This window comes from Pseudomonas arsenicoxydans (assembly GCF_900103875.1).
Classification (GTDB): Bacteria; Pseudomonadota; Gammaproteobacteria; order Pseudomonadales; family Pseudomonadaceae; genus Aquipseudomonas; species Aquipseudomonas arsenicoxydans.
In genome coordinates this window covers 4,758,520-4,774,454 of sequence record NZ_LT629705.1, presented here as the reverse complement: position 1 = coordinate 4,774,454, position 15,935 = coordinate 4,758,520, and the positions used below count along the sequence as shown (strand labels likewise).

Below are 15,935 nucleotides of genomic sequence, written 5' to 3'. Positions count from 1 at the left end.
GTGCATGTTGCGTAAAACCCTCCTGGCCACTTTTTGCGCCAGCGTACTGCTCACCGCCACGGCGCCCGTTATGGCGGCGCCAACTCAGGAGATGAACAGCGAGCAGGGCTCCCTCGAAGTCACGCCGATTGCCAAGGGCCTGGAGCATCCGTGGTCCCTGGCGTTCCTTCCTGATCGCAAGGGCATGCTGGTGACCGAACGGCCCGGCAACCTGCGAGTCGTCGATTACGCAGGCAAGCTTTCAGCACCGATCGATGGCGTGCCGAAGGTTTGGGCCAAGGGGCAGGGTGGTTTGCTGGATGTGGTGCTGTCGCCTGACTTCAAGCAGGACCGCACGGTTTATCTGTCTTACGCCGAGGGTGGCGGCGCGGGTGACAAGGCCGGCACGGCGGTCGGGCGAGGACAATTGTCTGAAGACTTGAAAACCCTGAAGGATTTCAAAGTGATCTTCCGCCAGGAACCCAAGCTTTCCGTCGGTAATCACTTCGGCTCACGGTTGGTGTTCGATCGGGATGGCTACCTGTTCATCACCCTGGGCGAAAACAATGACCGGCCAACGGCTCAGGACCTCGACAAGTTGCAAGGCAAGGTCGTGCGGATTTATCCCGACGGTAAAGTGCCAGACGACAATCCCTTTGTCGGCCAGGCCGGTGTACGCCCGGAAATCTGGTCCTATGGACATCGCAACCCTCAGGGTGCGGCGCTCAATCCGTGGGCCGGGACCCTCTGGGAAAATGAGCATGGCCCTCGGGGCGGCGATGAAATCAACATCATCGAGCGCGGCAAGAATTACGGTTGGCCGCTGGCGACTCACGGCATCAACTATTCCGGCGAACCGATCCCGGAAGCCAAGGGCAAGACCGCTGAAGGCACCGTGCCCCCGCACCATGTCTGGGAAAAGTCCCCTGGCCTTAGCGGCATGGCGTTCTACGACGCTGATCGCTTCAAGCCCTGGCAGCACAACGTGTTCATCGGCGCGCTGGTAAGCCAGGAGCTGATCCGCTTGCAACTCGAAGGCGGCAAAGTGGTTCACGAAGAACGTTTGCTCGGCGAACTGGGCAAACGCATTCGCGATGTGCGGCAGGGGCCGGATGGCTACTTGTATGTGCTGACTGATGAGGACGATGGCGGCTTGTACAGGATCGGCCTGAAGTAGCACGTTCTGCGGCTGTGATTATGAGGCTCATGAGCGGGCATACAGGATCACTGCAGCGCGCAACTTGCCGCGCCCGAAAGTGCACATTTTCTCGAACTCCCCACGGCTGACCGGCAAGTGCTGGCAGTCCATCGGCTGACGATGTTGGCTGTGGTCCACATCCGGGTCATGCAGGTAGACGAACTCGTCATCGCAATCGGTGACGATCACCCAATGCGGCGCCTTGGAGCGAGTCAACCGATAGCTGCTGATCAGCACCAGCGGTTGGCCACCATCGTGCAGCAAATGCGCAAGATCCAGCGGCCCACCGATCACTCGTTCCACATCGGTTTCTTGCAATTGCGTGGTGAACTCCTCATGCACCAAGCGCATTACGTCTTTTTTATGCTCATCTCGCACACCATCGAGAAACAACGGCCCTGCCAAGCTCAGCTGCAACTGCACCCGAAACCCCCGTCGCCACGCCGCCAGCGCCAGACCCTGCGGGCTGCAACCACCGTGACCGGAGGTCATGAATACCGTCGTCGCCTCGCGCCAGATTTGCAGTTCCTCGCGACGCTCCAGTAATCGTTCGCCTTGCAGCGCTCCCATCGCCATCAGCAGGCAGGCCGGGCCACAGGTGAAATCGGTGGTTTGCGAGTAATAAGGGACCTTGATGTTGCGCGAATCGCGGTGTTGGAGAATGCGTTTTTCCAGCCGCAACGCATCGGCATGGTCCTGGTAATAGTCATGGATCAATGCGAATCGCCGGTAGCCGTTACGCTCATACAGGGCAATTGCTGCCGGGTTGTCGATACGCACCTCAAGCCGCAGGTAGGCGCAATCATGCTCAAGGGCGCAGGCCTCGATGCGTTCGAGCAACTGCTTGCCCAGCCCGCTGCCGCGAGCATCAGGGGCGATCGCAATCGAGTAAAGCCGCGCCAATGAGGTGCCCCTGTGAAACAGCACCACGGCGTAACCCAGCAGCTGCTGACCTCGCTGGGCCACCAGCAACTGACCGTTAGCCCGTGTGATCATCCACTGAAAACTGCGGCTGTTGAGCCGATCGGTGGTGAAACATTGCTGTTCCAGTTCGAGTAGCGTTGGCAAGTCTGCAAGCGTTGCCAGGCGAAAGACAGTGTTCATATGACCGCCGTAAAAGTTGCGTAACTAAACGAGACTTTCGAAAAAGTTCGTGCTTAATAGGAAAGGTCTTGTTCTCCAACGGATCAATCACTATGTCAGCGGTACAAGGTCATTGGCGCGAAGTATCCGAGCAAACTTTGCCGGCAGCAACTTATTTAAGTGATGCAAACAAACCTTCAAGTCAATTGATTATCATCGTCGAACGCAAGGAAGACTGGGCGTCGTATTTCCCCAGCGAGGACATCGTCAGCGCCCAGGAATACCTCGAGCAGACCCGAGACAACGGACAGGGCAAGCGCATACAGGTAATCAACCTGTGCCGCAGCTACAAGTACCTGGGGCACGGCTATTACTGCTCGTTGCTGGCCGAAGCCCGTGGGCACAAGGTCATTCCGTCGGTGCGGACCATCAGCGAGCTGACCAGAAAATCGTTGTATGGCTTGGCACTTGACGACCTGGATAAACTTCTGGAAAAAGCCCTAAGCAATCATCTTTACAGTGATACCGAAGGCTTTACCCTGACGCTGTATTTCGGAAAAACCAATATCGAACCGTTGCAGGATCTGGCTCGGCAATTATTTGAAGTGTTTCCTTGTCCGATATTGTTAGTTGAGTTCAGAAAAACTAACGGCTGGCACATCGAAGGCATAAAGTCTGGTGCCCTGCATAAGTTGCGCGAAGATCAGGAAGATCAGTTTGCCCACTCTCTGGACAGTTTCAGTCGCAAGATATGGCGTGTGCCGCGCTCACCACGGCTGGCCCGTTATGACCTGGCCATCCTGCATGACCCACAGGAAGCGTTGCCGCCCTCTAACGCCAAGGCCCTGGACAACTTCGTACGCGTCGGCAAGACGTTGGGCATCGATGTGGAGTTGATCGAGCGCAAGGATTACTCGCGTATCGCCGAGTACGACGGATTGCTGATCCGCGAGACCACCAGTGTCGACAACCACACCTACCGCTTCGCGAAAAAAGCCGAAAGTGAAGGGCTGGTGGTGATGGATGATCCCGCTTCGATCCTGCGCTGCACCAACAAGGTGTATCTGACTGACCTGCTCAAAAGTCATCAACTCGGCATGCCCGCCACTGAAATCCTTTACAAGGAACGACCGGAAGATTTCGAACGGGTCGGCGAACGCCTGGGCTTTCCGTTGGTACTGAAGATCCCGGACGGCTGCTTCTCCCGTGGAGTGATCAAGGTCGAAAGCCAGCAAGCCTTGCTCGACGCCACGGCCGAACTGTTCGAACACTCCGTACTGTTGCTGGCTCAGGAATTCTTTTACACCGAATACGATTGGCGCATCGGCGTGCTTAACCGTAAACCGATCTTCGCCTGCCAGTACTTCATGTCCAAGGGCCATTGGCAAATCTACAACCACAAGGCCAAGGGCCAGGACGTCAACGGCGAGTGCCGCACCCTGGCAGTCCACGAAGCCCCGCGCGCGGTGGTGGAGCTGGCGGTGAAAACCGCGAACCTGATCGGCGACGGCCTATATGGCGTGGATCTCAAGCAGTCCGGCGACAAAGTGGTGGTGATCGAAGTCAACGATAACCCGAACATGGACGCCGGGATTGAAGATGCGTACTTGCAGGACGATCTGTATTCGCTGGTGCTTGAAGAGTTCGTCCGCCGGCTCGAACTGAAACGTCGCGGCCAGGCCTGGTGAAACGCCAATGATCAAAAGCTTTCAACTGGCCGGCGGTACCTTGCATGCGGTCGAGCGGCTGGATGCTGAGGTGATGTTGTTCAGCAACCCCGACGCGGCGGAACGGGATCTGCTGCACAGCCACTTCAAACTTGATGAACACGCCCTGGCTTCGGCGCTGGACCCTGATGAGGTGTCGCGCATCGAGTTTCACCCCGATAACCTGTTCCTGATCTGGAAGCGCCCGGAAAATTATTCCGGAGCAGGAAGCCTGGCGTTTGAAGTGTCGTCCTGTGGCCTGCTGTTTTCCGCACAGCGCCTGCTAGTGATCGCTACCGACGACTCGCCGCTGCATGGGCTAGGCGCCCGGCAGCCGTTGAATACGCCGCTGGATGTGTTGCTCGACCTGCTGTTCCACAACATCCATCACTATTTAGGTCACCTGAAGGTGATCAAGATGGTTGCCCGGGAGTTGCAACAGAAATTCAACGCATCGATGCAGAACCAACACCTGATCCAGATGTTCAACCTCAGCGAAAGCCTGATCTATTACATCAACGCGATTCACAGCAACGGTGCGGTGCTGACACGGCTGCGCAACCATGCGGCCAAGGAACACTTCAGCGCCGAAGCCATTGGCCTGATCGACGACCTGATCATCGAAAACAACCAGTGCTACAAACAGGCGGAAATCTATTCCACGGTGTTCTCCGGGCTGATCGACGCCCGGGGCAACCTGATGAACAACAGCATGAACAACCTGCTGCGCAAACTGACATTAATTAACGTGGTGTTTTTGCCGCTGAACCTGATCGCGAGCATTGGCGGCATGTCCGAGTTCAGCATGATGACCCGGGACACGCCGTGGTGGGTGTCGTATCCGTTGTTTCTGACGGCGATGATGGTTGGGGCTGGAGCGATGGTGCTTGGGCTCAGGCGGTTGGCGAAATGACTGTGTTGTCTTTCAGACCGCCTTCGCGAGCAAGAACTTATGGATCAGGCTTGCTGGCCTGCATCGACGCAGTTCTTAGGGTTCTTAAGCCCCCGAACCACGAGGTACAACAACGGCCCGACAGACACGAAAATCGCCGTGATCAACAAATACGGAATCACCGACAACCCCGACTGCCCACGCTTGCGCGCATCGTGATACATCCAGATCCCGGCCAGAATCGCCAACAGATAAAGATCAATCACCACCTGCGCTGTATCCGGGCGTGACATCAGGCTGATGCCGAAGTCGATCAACGACTGCTCAGCCTGGAGCATCACCGAAACGGTGTAACCGGCAAAGGCAAGCAGGGCAATGAGGGGCAGGGCGACAGACTTCATGGTTTCCTTCCTTGGGACAATGAGCAGAGTCGCCAGCCTACAGAGGCCAAAGGAAATTGACCATTGACTTGCCATCGGCGCCCGGCTAATTTCCAGTCATGACTTTCACCGTACTGCGCTGCCAGCCAAGCATTATTACCGCCATTCCTTATTTGGCGGGCTAGCTCACGACTGCAGCACCCAACCCGCCCTCGAGGCGGGTTTTTACTTTCTGTCTCCTGGGTTGCGATCAACGTCAGGAGACGACCATGAGCACGACACCCGCCCAGCAGACCTTGCTTGAGCATTACGTAAAAAAGATCCTGGCCGCGCCCGTGTATGAACTGGCCGTGCGTACGCCGTTGCAAGCGGCGCCGGCGTTGTCCGAAGCCCTGGGTAATCAGGTCCTGCTCAAGCGCGAGGATTTACAGCCGACCTTTTCCTTCAAGATTCGCGGTGCCTACAACAAGCTCGTGCAGCTAAGTGACGAGCAAAAGGCTCGCGGGGTGATCACCGCTTCGGCAGGTAATCATGCCCAAGGCGTGGCGCTGGCCGCGCGAGAGTTAGGAATTGCTGCCACTATCGTCATGCCCTGCACGACGCCTGAGCTGAAAGTGCTCGGGGTCCGCAGTCGTGGTGCCGATGCCGTGCTGCACGGAGAAAGTTTTCCATTTGCCCTCGAATATGCGCTTAGCCTGGCCAAACAAAGCGGTCGCACCTTCGTTTCGCCCTTCGACGACCCGGACGTGATCGCGGGGCAGGGCACCGTGGCCATGGAGATCCTTCGCCAGCATCAAGGGCCGCTGGATGCGATCTTCGTCCCGGTGGGCGGTGGAGGCTTGATCGCCGGTATCGCGGCGTACGTTAAATACCTGCGCCCGGACATCCGCATCATCGGCGTCGAGTCAGAACATTCCGCGTGTTTGTACGCTGCATTGCGGGCGAATGAGCGCGTGGTCCTGCCCAACGTAGGCACCTTCGCCGATGGCGTGGCCGTTGCGCAGATCGGCGCCTATGGATTTGAGGTCTGCCGGTTTTGTGTCGATGAAGTGCTGACGGTTTCCAATGACGAACTGTGTGCCGCCATCAAGAATATCTACGACGATACCCGCTCGATCACCGAACCTTCCGGCGCGTTGGCGGTAGCGGGTATCAAAAAGTATGTCGCACAAACCGGTGTGCATGGCCAGACATTGGTGGCGATCGACTCGGGCGCCAACATCAACTTTGACAGTTTGCGCCATGTCGCCGAGCGCGCCGCGTTGAGTGGCGCACCGGCATGAAGGAGGCGGGTGTTATTCCTGAACGGCTTTTTCGACCTTGCTTGACGCAGACCAGATCCGATAACGAACTTCAACGTCCTTGGGCACGTAAAGCACGATTGGCAGCTTGCTGTTGTAACGCAACATGAAGCCGTCGCCGACCACAGGCACGAAGTCCTGTTTGCTTTTGCCATCAGGACAGGCCATCAGCGTGCTCATCGGGCCGATGACTTTCTCCAGGCGGTAGAAGGGATAACCCCAACCCTCGAGGTTTTTTTCTTCAAGGATGCCGCCCAGACGCTGGCGGTTGCAGTCCACGGTCAGGGTCTTGCCGGCGAGCACCTCGACCTGAAAGTTTTCTTCCTGCGGTTGCGGGGCAACGTGGATGACCTGGCGGGTGTAACCGCTCTCGGGCTTGGGAAACGGCGCGACGGTTTCCAGTTTTGCGGCATGAGCTACAGTCGACAGGCCGGCAACAATCAGCCCAACGGTATTGATCAGGGTCAAAGAACCCATGATGCCTCCTTGCGTGTAAGTAGGGTCAGCGGATACTGAAATTACTGGGCGCATTCTTACTGCCGCCTTCAGCTAATGCAAACCCGCTCGGGGAAATTGCAGGGCTGAAACCGGCCTTCCTTGCATATTGCATGAGGCCATTTATTGGCTGTGTCAGTAAATCATTGATTTGCCGATGAACTGCACAGCGAAATTCCCGGCATGTTTTATGCTCAACAAGTCTTAAGTTGGCCGGGACAGTATTGAGTCAACCTGAACGAGAAAACGGTGCGATGTCGAGACGTAGAAGCCCCGCAAAGGAAGTAAAGCGAGAGATCTCAGCACCCACCGACGTTGAAATTTAATTGGCAATCTCACATTTAGGAGAGGGTCGCCATGTTTCTTTCTGCCTTGGAACTTCGCAATATCGTTGAAAGCAGCTTTTTGCCGAGACGCTGCCAGTGCACGCTGTCGCCGGACCTGTCGATGACCGTAAAGGTATATGCCGACGGTGCAACCGATCACCTTGATCTGGTGGTGAGCGGAATAAATGCCAAGCAGCTCAATGGTTGCCGGGAAATCAATGACCTGATTGCTGGACTGCGCTTTGACCTGGAACATCGTTCCGCCATTCAGACCCTGCATCCCGACAGAAAAGCGCTTTAACCTGCAGTTTCGAGTTCCGCCGATGCGCGCCGGGTCTGGATGAATCCCAGTCCCAGCGCCAGCTCGACCAACACTGCCAGCAGAATGCCCGGACCGGCATGGCCATTGAGCCATTCGCCGAAGCCCAACGTCGCCAAACCGAAACATCCGACGGTAAACCCGGTGCTCAGTGCGCCGCGAGTGACCGATGGTGCCTCGTTTCGCACCAGATAAAAAATAACCCCCAGCGCTGCAAACAGCACCGCACTGCGTCGCGCTACAAACCCCGCCGCAGATGAATATTCAATGCTCCAGATCGCAAGCAACCCGTCCGGTACGAAACCCCAGACCAGAGCCAGCAGAAAACACAAAAGGGAAGTGAAGGTCGACAAGGTACGAAACGAAAACTGCATGGCCAATCCTTGCGGCAGTGAGGGAGGCGCAAAGCATAGCGCCAGAACCCCTCACAGGAATACCGCAAAGTGCACAATCAGACTTTTCAGTCAGTTCTGATAACTGCAAGCGTCGGAAAGTTTTCGGTAGCTGATTTCTTCAGGCTTGCCGGAGGTATCGATGTATTTCATGTCAGCGGTAATCACTTTGCACTCCAGCGTCTGGGGCTCGGTCAGGGCAACGACCTTCTTGATATTCAGCGGCATGCCGTAGTGATAGGGCACGGCTTGCGAGGAGGAAGTGTCATTGGCCTGGGCCAGCCCGGTGAATGCGGTGCAGGCGAGGGCAGAAGTAACCAGCAGTGTGCGGATGTTCATGTGACGATCTCCCGTGCAGACGTTAAGTCAGCTCGACGGATTGGCGTCGAACCTGCCGCACTGGGCGTCAGAGGACTCTGAGGGCGTGCGGTCCAGTAAAGTTTTGGACCGCGGAGTTAAGTGATGGTTAACCCGGCTGAATGCCGTCTGTCGTGAGGCGTTTCTGTCAGAAGTTTCATGTGGGAAACGATCTACGGGATGTTCGGCTTGGTCCTACACGGTCAGATGACTTGTCGACTTTCGCCTGATGGGGTGGGCGGTTAGTGTTTGGGCTCGCTGCAAAATCAGCGATCGGGTTTGGTCACCTGATGCCATCGCACAGTTTTGTGCCATCATTTGCGCTGCGGATTTCCACGTCCGAGTCGTGCGTTGCAATGGTGGCTGTGTGCTGGACGCCTTCGGGCGAACCGATTTGATGGTGTCGGTTGACCAAGCCTGTACACAGCCGCCTCCATCGTTTGGTCACGGTGCTGGCGATTACTAACCAATCATCGAGTAATTACTATGCCAACGCTAAATCCGTTCCCAGGTCGCTATCGTTCAATCAACAGCGGCGTCACCGACTCAAGTCCGTTGTTGATCGACACAGAAGCCAATCCCCAAGACATTCTCGAAGCCGCGCTACAGCGCATCCGAGCCTCCAGCCAGCTACTCGAAACGCTCCACTGCCAATGCTTCAAGCACGGCGATGTTCAAGACATTCCACACATTACGCATGCGGTTTACCTGCTGACTCAGGATGGTTTTGATCTGTTGCAGGTGGCTCAGCAACGGATGATGGGGTGGAAGGCGCCGGTCTGACCTCTGAAATTCCCAAACAATCCAGCGCCCGTAGGCGCTGGATTTTTTATATCAGGAGGACAATCATTTGAAAACGTACATAGATCTTTTTCGCTACGTTTAAGCTGAATCATGGCATAAAGATCCCCTTGTGCAGCAGAGGCCTCATACCACTTTCGTGCTTCAGGATTCATGTAATGATTTTTCCTCCTGAGCGATTCACCCAAATGATATTGCGCTTCAGCGTCGCCAGCCTCTGCGGCTACTGTTAGGTATTGGGTGGCTGAAACTGATTTGTATTGATTGTAAAGTACTATTCCTTTTGTCTTGGCTGTGTTTGCTTCAGGTGTTAGTTGAGTTTGCGCGCTAGCTAAAAATGTCAGTGCTAATAGGCCCCATAAAAATAAATTTTTCACCGCGTTTAACGACTCAGCTTATCAGGGAAAAATGAAAGTGGAGGATGAGTAATCTTCCATTTCTGAGCGAACTCTTTAGCTTCAATTATCTGTTCGGGTGTCATCTTTGCCGCAATTTTTGGGAGTTTGCTTTCGACTCTGGCCTGAATCCCGCCACCGCCGTCGAGTTCTCTCAAAGAGTATACAAGTGCATAGCCTTTAATTATGTCGAATGGAAAGCCATATTTATCTGGTTCATGAGCTAAATCGGATCCATAGCCATAAACTGTAGATGCGTAGCCTGCCAATGCTGCTTGTTCATTCCAATGGCGAAAACCATCCATATCTCCCTTTTCGTACAAGATCGCCGCATATTCCATCATCGATTTTGGATATCCGCCCTCTGCAGAGGCTTTGAACCATTTTTCAATTGCTTCCGTGCGCTTCCATGGTAGAAGAAATTCATCACCTTGCTTGTAGCCCACGGCCATCCAATATTGTGCAAGCGCAAAACCGGCCGAGGCTGATTTTGCAAGCCAGTTTTTTTCTAGCGTAAGCTCGTACATGATGTACATAGCTTCGGCGTCTCCTGCTTCTGCTTTGGGTTTTGCTAAATCTCGGGCTTCATTTAACCACTCAACCGGTTTCTTTTTATCTTTGGGGCAATCATTTTTCAGGTCGCAAATATCATTTTTGCTGCGGCCGAGTTGGATCATGGCATACAGGTCACCTTGAGCAGCAGCAGCTTCATACCAATGTCTGGCGTCCGTGGTCATGTAGTGGTTTTTTGTTCTCAATGATTCTGCTAGAAAATATTGTGCTTCGTAATCCCCAGCTTCCGCGGCAACAGTCAAAAAAGGAACGGCGGATACAGCTTTAAGTTGGTTGAAAAGCACTAGCCCTTTATCTTTTGAAAGCTTCTGCTCTAAGTTGAGTTGTGCCGATACGTATCTAGGGCTCATTAATAAAAAGATAATCGCCAGGAGTACTCTCGATGACATGTTTTTCCCTTCTCTGGATTTAGTGAGTCGGCCCAACATAGGTTGTTTTTCCAGCCGGAATGTAAGTGCGCCCGAAATATTGACTGCGCTGGCAGTATCCGTCTCTGTTAGCTCCAAGTACTTTTACATGAGATCTGTAGTCGGCGCGCATGTCATCTCCGTCTCGTTCAGTTAGCCGAAGAACAGCTTCTGCCATAAAATTATCAAGGGCCAAGCGATTCTCGCAATACGGCTGCCCGTATTCTGTAGGTTTAACTCCGAAGCGATTCATGCAGACGCAAATTTCTTCGAATTGACTCTGAGCTTTATCTATTGAATTTTGTTTTTTTGCTCGATTTAGAATCCAACCAAGAATCCGTTCAATCGCTTTTTGTTGAAGTAGATGTGCTTGGTCTTCGTTGTATTTGCGTGTCCCCGCTTTGTCTGAAGACTCATCTGCACTGTTTGTGAGTGTAACAGTAAAGTCCTCTGGTGGACTAATTAGTGTAAGCAATAAAGGCCCCAATGCCCCCGGTATTGCATTCACGCACCACTCTTCAAGTTCTGCTTGGTTCTCATAATTAATAATAGTATCTGCAATCGGCCCACCTTTGCCCGTGGCGATCAATGATTCGTAGAGTGACATAACCATGTCAATCCCAAGTAAATACACCATACCCACATCAAAACCGCAGAGAGCCAAAGTGTTTAAATTGGACATCAAGGTAATTGCTTTTTCATCCACCATAATAAACGGATTCTGCTTGTTTTTATAAAGCTCTCGCCGAAACAGGTTAATCAACTCTGTCACCGCGTCGTAACCCACTTCGAACTTGAAAGCGCCGCCCACACCTGGCCCCGCTACCAACGAAGCCTTCAGCACCAGAATCAAGCGGCCATCATACAGCGAAATACTCGCTTCGCCCTTGGCGCCCAAACCCGCCGCCACGTTTAGTTCAGCGGTCAAACGGGCGAGGCTGAACCACTCGTTGGCTTTCATCGAGCCTTTAGACCCGGGTGAGGGTGCCCTTTGCAGCAGCGCGACTTCGGAAGGAGGGGCCCAGTTCAAGGCGCCGGTAACCATGATTCCTGATTGCAAACCTGCGAATAAATTGAATGCCGCTTTGCCTCCATTCTGCACTTGCAGGTTGGTGGGGGCTCCCTTGATTTGGTTGCTGGTTTGCGTCTGAGCGAAGTCTCGCTTGTCTCCGGTACGGACCACAGGTTCAGGCGGGGCCAAATGGAATCCGGCGTTGCCAACATCCAGTGCTATCTCGGAGGAAAGCAGCAGGGAAGCTCCGGCATAACCCCAGGCCTTGGCGCCGAGATACAACGAAAACCGACCCAGATTGAGGGTTTGCTGGACGCTACCAGCGTCCAGATAGGTGAATGTGATTTCTTTGGCTTTGCTGCGTTCCGGTAGATCGACTTTGAACAGTTCGACTTCGCCACGGGCAAGGTCGACGCCGAATGACGCTTTGGCCGAAGCTTTAAATCCTTCCGCTACGGTAAAAGCGGGGCCTTCGACCTTGATTGATCCGTGGATGATGTCCTTGGACGACGACGTCAGGCAGCGAACCAGTTGCGCCTGTGGGCTGATATCGAATATGCGGAAAGTCTTGCGCACATTGTCTTTGAACAGAACTTGCTGCAAGCGTACGCCCCATTCTTTACGGGAACTCGCACTTTCAAGGCCGCTGACTTCGTACTTTTTGGCTTGTAGGAAACTGTAGAACTTTTCAATCTCGAACCAGCCTTCAGCAGAAAACCAGTCACTTTCCTGGTCCTTGATTCGCAGTGCGCCTTCCTGTGCTAGCCATTGGCCGAACAAATTAAGTTCACTGTCGGTGGCCGCTTTTCCAGTGCTGTTGCCTGGACGCTTTTTAAGGTCTTTGACCTTGGCGCCGACCTTTTTCCAGTCGTCTTTGAGTGTTTTTTGAAGTCTTGGAAGCGAATACATACTGAGGTAAGTCAGAGGTTTCTTCAGATCGTCCAACATGCTCATTTCATGCAGCGGAAAACCATCCTTGACGAGCCGATCCATTGGCTTGGCTTGGAATTGCTCCGGCTCCCACAAAAGGTGCCGTCGAACGGGCGCGGTTTCCATGTTCTTCTCAGCCTGTAGCCGCAACTTTTCTTTTTCTGCCTGCAAACGGTCCCATTCGGCACGCTCGAGGGAAACAAGGTTTGCCGGAGCTTTGGCTTGCCGGCCGCTAGCTTCGATCCAGCCTTTATATTTTGTGCTGAGGCGTTCGTTGACTTCGTTTGCTTCTTCTCAAGCGCCAAGTATTGCTTGAACAAGTCGACACCACCTTCGACCGAAGCGCCGGTTGCAGGAATCAGGGCGAATTCGGGTAACGCGATTCCGTATTGAGCAACATGGGTAATGGAATCAAGGTAAGCGACATAGATCGCTTTTCTTTTTAAGCGCTGTGTTTCCTGGTCGCGTACGTAAGTACACAGAGGGAGTTGGTTATTCGTCCCGCAAGTCGCGACATCGTCTAGCCGCTTTTTGTCTGCAGCCAGCAATGGCGCAAGTTCAGCGGAGCCTAAAGTGGCCAGGTCTTTTTCTTTGAGTAAGGTTTCTCGAGCTTTGAGGTATTTCTGCACGCCCTCGCGAGCCGCAATGGCTTCGGGCGAGTACAGATTTCCACTTTCGTAGGCGTAGCCCTTTTCTTTGGCGGCGGCGATGGCAACGCGCTTCAACGTTTGCCATTCACTATGAATTCCGCGCACCCGCGTTGCGTCTTGTTGCGCGGCCATCCACTCGGACTTTTTGATGTCATCTTGTTCAAGTCGGGTGAGCGGCGTCGAGGGAGTCGGGGCAGGCGCTGTTGCAGCCTTTCTCTGCTGCTGCGCCTCTAGCAACGTAGCATCGAGATCACTGATGCTAGGGTATTGCGCTTCAATCTCGAGCATTCGCGCTTGCTGCTCGCCCGCGAGAAAGTTACCCAACTTGGGTTCGAGGAAGTATTCAAGCAAACCGGTGCTGTAAAGGCCTTTTTTACGTTCCTCGGGTGATTTGCTCGTGCTGACCTTTTGATCCAAATCATTAGCCGCTTCTTTGAGTGCCGAGGTTGTGCGATCTGGAAGCAGCCAGAATGACTCGTTCTCAGTGTCATAAATCGCGCTGCCGTAGGTTGTTGAACACGGCGTTTTTACTTTGTCATGCGAGCCTGGCGTTTCATCTGGAGCGTCGGGCTGCTCGCCGATGTCCCGTGGTGGCTTCGTACAGGTTTCTTCTGCTGCTGGTGCAGCAGGTGCCGTTGAGGTGTCAGGTGTAGTACTGGTATTGGATTCCATAAATGCTTCCATTCATTCGTTACGCGGACGGGTTCATCAGGCGGCGCTGGTGGCGAGTTGCTTCAGCTGTTCAACCTTGATGAACGACTCTTCCCTGGATTGCAGGACGGCCATGGCCTGGGGCTGCGTTTCGAGCAGCGGGCCGTTGGCGATGTCGGCCAGTTTGAGCAAATGCCGGCCTTCGTAGATGTTGTGAGCGACCAATACATCAAGGTTTGTCGCGATGTTGGGCAGCTCTTCGTCAGTCGGTTCGCCGAATGCGGCGTATTGCTCATCGACCCAGTAGACCCAACCCAGTCGCTCTTGGATCTTCGGCGCATCTTCCGGCAGGTTGAATGCCGAGACGTCGCCCAGCCATTTGAGTTCCGAGACTGGGCGCCAGCTTAACCAGTTGCCGTTGCGGGCTCCGAAATGGGTTGGGGCAGGGGTGTAGACGTGTTGCCACGGGCCGAAGAGCTGGTGGGCGGTTTCGCCGGCGGAGTGGGCCAGTGCAGCCCACAGGCTTGGCTTGTGATAGCTCAACAGGCTTTGGCCACCGGAACCGTCATTGGCGCGTAGCAGCCAGCGTGCATGGGCCAAGGCCTTGACCGGGTCGTCAGTGGTCAGGGCGATACCGGCAAAGTTTTCTGCGCAAAGCGCTGCGGCTTCGACTGCCAGTCGGCTGCCCCAAGGCGCGGTGAGCCACAAGGGGCCGTCAGCGGCGATCTCGGCGAAATCGGTGCCGATGAACAACCCTTGAGAATTCATTGGCTCGCCGACTCGGTAGAGGCGGCTCATGGCTTCTGGCTGGCGAGTGCGGTCGATGATGAAACACAGCGCTTGGCTGGATGATTCTCTTGGAAGTTGCTCGAACGCATGACGGGGTTCGGCGAGGAGGGCGTTCAACGCTTTTACATGCATGTGCAATCCTTACGGCTGCAAGCGCCGTTGCTCTGTTTGCCGCACAAAGGGGTGATGCCGGATTCATTCAAGCGTTTGGGCAACGGGGTCGGGACTTTGCCCGCTCTATCCGCATCCGCCGCTTTCAGTGGCCCCGGCAACAACGGCGCAGCAGGCGTACCCACGCCAGGCGAGCCCCCGGTATTCACCTTCACCTCACCCCCACTAATCGTCACGCCCCCCGCATCCACCTTGACGAAACTCCCCCCGGCCTTGGCCGTCAGTTCCATCCCGCCTTCAACCACCACCTTCTCGCCAGCGTGGTAATGGATCTCCTGACCCGCCTCGACAAACTGCGCCGTGCCGACCTTCACATGCTGGGTCACCGCCACAGTCAGGTGATCATTGGCCCGCGCCTCAACCTTGCGGTCCAGTTGCGTGATGCGATGTTCTTCAACCTTGAACTCACTGAATACATTGGCCTCGACCGTGTCGTGGCGTTCATTGCCGACACGAATCTTCTGGTCATGCTCGATGTTTTCATCCCAGTCACGCTGGGCGTGCAGGTAGATCTGTTCCGCACCTTTTTTATCTTCGATACGAAACTCGTTGTAACCCTTGCCACCCGGCGAGCTCAGGGTTTTGAAGGTGCTGCGGGTCTTGTTGGCGGGGAGGTCGTAAGGGACGACGTTTTCCTTGTGGAACAGGCAGCCGGTGACCAGCGGTTGGTCGGCGTCGCCTTCGAGGAAGGTGACGAGCACTTCCATGCCGACGCGCGGGATGGCGATGACGCCGTAGGCACTGCCGGCCCAGCCGGTGGCGACGCGCAGCCAGCAGCTGGTGTTGTCGTTGGCCTGGCCGTCGCGGTCCCAGTGGAATTGCACTTTGACGCGGCCGTATTCGTCGCAGTGGATTTCTTCGCCGGGCGGGCCGGTGACGATGGCGGTCTGGCTGCCCAGGACTTTCGGTTTGGGGGGCGAGGGCGGGGCGGAAGTGCGCGTCCCATGGGGTGGCGAGGAAGCGATTGCAGTAACCCTGACGGAATTCGTCTTTGTTTTGGATGATGTCGCTGGTGACGTCTTTGCCAAGCAGCTGCGGCTACTTACCCTCGTGGACGACTTCAAGCGCCAGCTAGAGGTCATTCCACTAGGCGCGCGGGTGTTCGCTCAGGGCCATGAAGTGGCTGCT

At 55.0% G+C, this 15,935-nt stretch carries 15 protein-coding genes and 2 pseudogenes; 6 read left to right on the top strand and 11 right to left on the bottom strand.

Annotated features, from left to right (window positions below; genetic code table 11):
* Window positions 1-4: 4 nt before the first annotated feature.
* Window positions 5-1,156: a PQQ-dependent sugar dehydrogenase gene (locus BLQ41_RS22260; protein ID WP_090184386.1), complete on the top strand. Its 1,152-nt coding sequence runs from the start codon at window positions 5-7 to the stop codon at window positions 1,154-1,156.
* A gap of 27 nt (window positions 1,157-1,183) precedes the next feature.
* Here the strand turns inward: BLQ41_RS22260 and rimI are convergent, their stop codons facing one another.
* Complete coding sequence (gene rimI, locus BLQ41_RS22255) at window positions 1,184-2,281, bottom strand: ribosomal protein S18-alanine N-acetyltransferase (protein ID WP_090184383.1); 1,098 nt, start codon at window positions 2,279-2,281, stop codon at window positions 1,184-1,186.
* Between the two features lie 92 nt (window positions 2,282-2,373).
* Here rimI and BLQ41_RS22250 point away from each other — a divergent pair, with 92 nt between their 5' ends.
* Window positions 2,374-3,948 (top strand): RimK family protein, encoded by a 1,575-nt coding sequence (locus BLQ41_RS22250; RefSeq protein ID WP_090184380.1) that lies wholly within the window; start codon window positions 2,374-2,376, stop codon window positions 3,946-3,948.
* Window positions 3,949-3,955: 7 nt separating this feature from the next.
* The gene (locus tag BLQ41_RS22245) at window positions 3,956-4,879 is read left to right on the top strand and encodes a magnesium transporter CorA family protein (protein ID WP_090184377.1); all 924 of its coding nucleotides are present in this window, start codon (window positions 3,956-3,958) and stop codon (window positions 4,877-4,879) included.
* Window positions 4,880-4,923: 44 nt separating this feature from the next.
* Here the strand turns inward: BLQ41_RS22245 and BLQ41_RS22240 are convergent, their stop codons facing one another.
* A complete protein-coding gene (locus BLQ41_RS22240; protein ID WP_090184374.1) occupies window positions 4,924-5,259 on the bottom strand; it encodes a DUF2834 domain-containing protein in 336 nt (111 codons plus the stop codon).
* Window positions 5,260-5,507: 248 nt separating this feature from the next.
* Between BLQ41_RS22240 and ilvA the strand changes: the two are divergent.
* A pseudogene (gene ilvA, locus BLQ41_RS22235) lies at window positions 5,508-6,503 on the top strand (threonine ammonia-lyase, biosynthetic); the annotation flags it as partial.
* A gap of 30 nt (window positions 6,504-6,533) precedes the next feature.
* Here the strand turns inward: ilvA and eco are convergent.
* On the bottom strand, window positions 6,534-7,016 hold the full coding sequence (eco, locus tag BLQ41_RS22230) for a serine protease inhibitor ecotin (protein WP_090184367.1): 483 nt from the start codon (window positions 7,014-7,016) through the stop codon (window positions 6,534-6,536).
* A gap of 375 nt (window positions 7,017-7,391) precedes the next feature.
* Here eco and BLQ41_RS22225 point away from each other — a divergent pair, with 375 nt between their 5' ends.
* Window positions 7,392-7,661, top strand: a complete 270-nt coding sequence (locus BLQ41_RS22225; RefSeq protein ID WP_090184364.1) for a DUF1652 domain-containing protein — start codon at window positions 7,392-7,394, stop codon at window positions 7,659-7,661.
* On the opposite strand, the gene BLQ41_RS22220 is transcribed toward BLQ41_RS22225, so the two are convergent.
* Window positions 7,658-8,053, bottom strand: coding sequence for a hypothetical protein (locus tag BLQ41_RS22220; RefSeq protein WP_090184361.1), 396 nt, complete (start codon window positions 8,051-8,053; stop codon window positions 7,658-7,660). The two genes, BLQ41_RS22225 and BLQ41_RS22220, sit on opposite strands and share 4 nt — an antisense overlap.
* A gap of 90 nt (window positions 8,054-8,143) precedes the next feature.
* Window positions 8,144-8,410 (bottom strand): DUF2790 domain-containing protein, encoded by a 267-nt coding sequence (locus BLQ41_RS22215; RefSeq protein ID WP_090184357.1) that lies wholly within the window; start codon window positions 8,408-8,410, stop codon window positions 8,144-8,146.
* A gap of 504 nt (window positions 8,411-8,914) precedes the next feature.
* On the opposite strand from BLQ41_RS22215, the gene BLQ41_RS22210 reads away from it, so the two are divergent.
* Window positions 8,915-9,211 (top strand): hypothetical protein, encoded by a 297-nt coding sequence (locus BLQ41_RS22210; protein ID WP_090184354.1) that lies wholly within the window; start codon window positions 8,915-8,917, stop codon window positions 9,209-9,211.
* Here BLQ41_RS22210 and BLQ41_RS22205 read toward each other — a convergent pair.
* The 6 genes and pseudogenes from BLQ41_RS22205 to tssI form a co-directional block, all read right to left on the bottom strand.
* Window positions 9,175-9,606 (bottom strand): SEL1-like repeat protein, encoded by a 432-nt coding sequence (locus tag BLQ41_RS22205; protein ID WP_231997057.1) that lies wholly within the window; start codon window positions 9,604-9,606, stop codon window positions 9,175-9,177. The genes BLQ41_RS22210 and BLQ41_RS22205 overlap by 37 nt on opposite strands.
* Before the next feature lie 5 nt (window positions 9,607-9,611).
* The gene (locus BLQ41_RS22200) at window positions 9,612-10,625 is read right to left on the bottom strand and encodes a tetratricopeptide repeat protein (protein WP_331715167.1); all 1,014 of its coding nucleotides are present in this window, start codon (window positions 10,623-10,625) and stop codon (window positions 9,612-9,614) included.
* Window positions 10,606-12,672, bottom strand: coding sequence for a hypothetical protein (locus tag BLQ41_RS31040; RefSeq protein ID WP_231997056.1), 2,067 nt, complete (start codon window positions 12,670-12,672; stop codon window positions 10,606-10,608). The genes BLQ41_RS22200 and BLQ41_RS31040 overlap by 20 nt, the downstream gene beginning before the upstream one ends.
* Window positions 12,567-13,868, bottom strand: a complete 1,302-nt coding sequence (locus tag BLQ41_RS31035; RefSeq protein WP_231997055.1) for a hypothetical protein — start codon at window positions 13,866-13,868, stop codon at window positions 12,567-12,569. Before BLQ41_RS31035 ends, BLQ41_RS31040 begins: the two co-directional genes overlap by 106 nt.
* Window positions 13,869-13,904: 36 nt before the next feature.
* Window positions 13,905-14,768, bottom strand: coding sequence for a DUF4123 domain-containing protein (locus BLQ41_RS22190; RefSeq protein WP_090184350.1), 864 nt, complete (start codon window positions 14,766-14,768; stop codon window positions 13,905-13,907).
* Window positions 14,759-15,935: pseudogene (gene tssI, locus BLQ41_RS22185) on the bottom strand (type VI secretion system tip protein TssI/VgrG); the annotation flags it as partial. The gene BLQ41_RS22190 and the pseudogene tssI, both read right to left, overlap by 10 nt.

What these genes read in the sequence shown, in the direction of transcription:
- BLQ41_RS22260 (WP_090184386.1), top strand. Translation starts at nt 5, where the DNA reads ATGTTGCGTAAAACCCTCCTGGCCACTTTTTGCGCCAGCGTACTGCTC.
- rimI (WP_090184383.1), bottom strand. Translation starts at nt 2,281, where the DNA reads ATGAACACTGTCTTTCGCCTGGCAACGCTTGCAGACTTGCCAACGCTA.
- BLQ41_RS22250 (WP_090184380.1), top strand. Translation starts at nt 2,374, where the DNA reads ATGTCAGCGGTACAAGGTCATTGGCGCGAAGTATCCGAGCAAACTTTG.
- BLQ41_RS22245 (WP_090184377.1), top strand. Translation starts at nt 3,956, where the DNA reads ATGATCAAAAGCTTTCAACTGGCCGGCGGTACCTTGCATGCGGTCGAG.
- BLQ41_RS22240 (WP_090184374.1), bottom strand. Translation starts at nt 5,259, where the DNA reads ATGAAGTCTGTCGCCCTGCCCCTCATTGCCCTGCTTGCCTTTGCCGGT.
- eco (WP_090184367.1), bottom strand. Translation starts at nt 7,016, where the DNA reads ATGGGTTCTTTGACCCTGATCAATACCGTTGGGCTGATTGTTGCCGGC.
- BLQ41_RS22225 (WP_090184364.1), top strand. Translation starts at nt 7,392, where the DNA reads ATGTTTCTTTCTGCCTTGGAACTTCGCAATATCGTTGAAAGCAGCTTT.
- BLQ41_RS22220 (WP_090184361.1), bottom strand. Translation starts at nt 8,053, where the DNA reads ATGCAGTTTTCGTTTCGTACCTTGTCGACCTTCACTTCCCTTTTGTGT.
- BLQ41_RS22215 (WP_090184357.1), bottom strand. Translation starts at nt 8,410, where the DNA reads ATGAACATCCGCACACTGCTGGTTACTTCTGCCCTCGCCTGCACCGCA.
- BLQ41_RS22210 (WP_090184354.1), top strand. Translation starts at nt 8,915, where the DNA reads ATGCCAACGCTAAATCCGTTCCCAGGTCGCTATCGTTCAATCAACAGC.
- BLQ41_RS22200 (WP_331715167.1), bottom strand. Translation starts at nt 10,625, where the DNA reads ATGTTGGGCCGACTCACTAAATCCAGAGAAGGGAAAAACATGTCATCG.
- BLQ41_RS31040 (WP_231997056.1), bottom strand. Translation starts at nt 12,672, where the DNA reads ATGGAAACCGCGCCCGTTCGACGGCACCTTTTGTGGGAGCCGGAGCAA.
- BLQ41_RS31035 (WP_231997055.1), bottom strand. Translation starts at nt 13,868, where the DNA reads ATGGAATCCAATACCAGTACTACACCTGACACCTCAACGGCACCTGCT.
- BLQ41_RS22190 (WP_090184350.1), bottom strand. Translation starts at nt 14,768, where the DNA reads ATGCATGTAAAAGCGTTGAACGCCCTCCTCGCCGAACCCCGTCATGCG.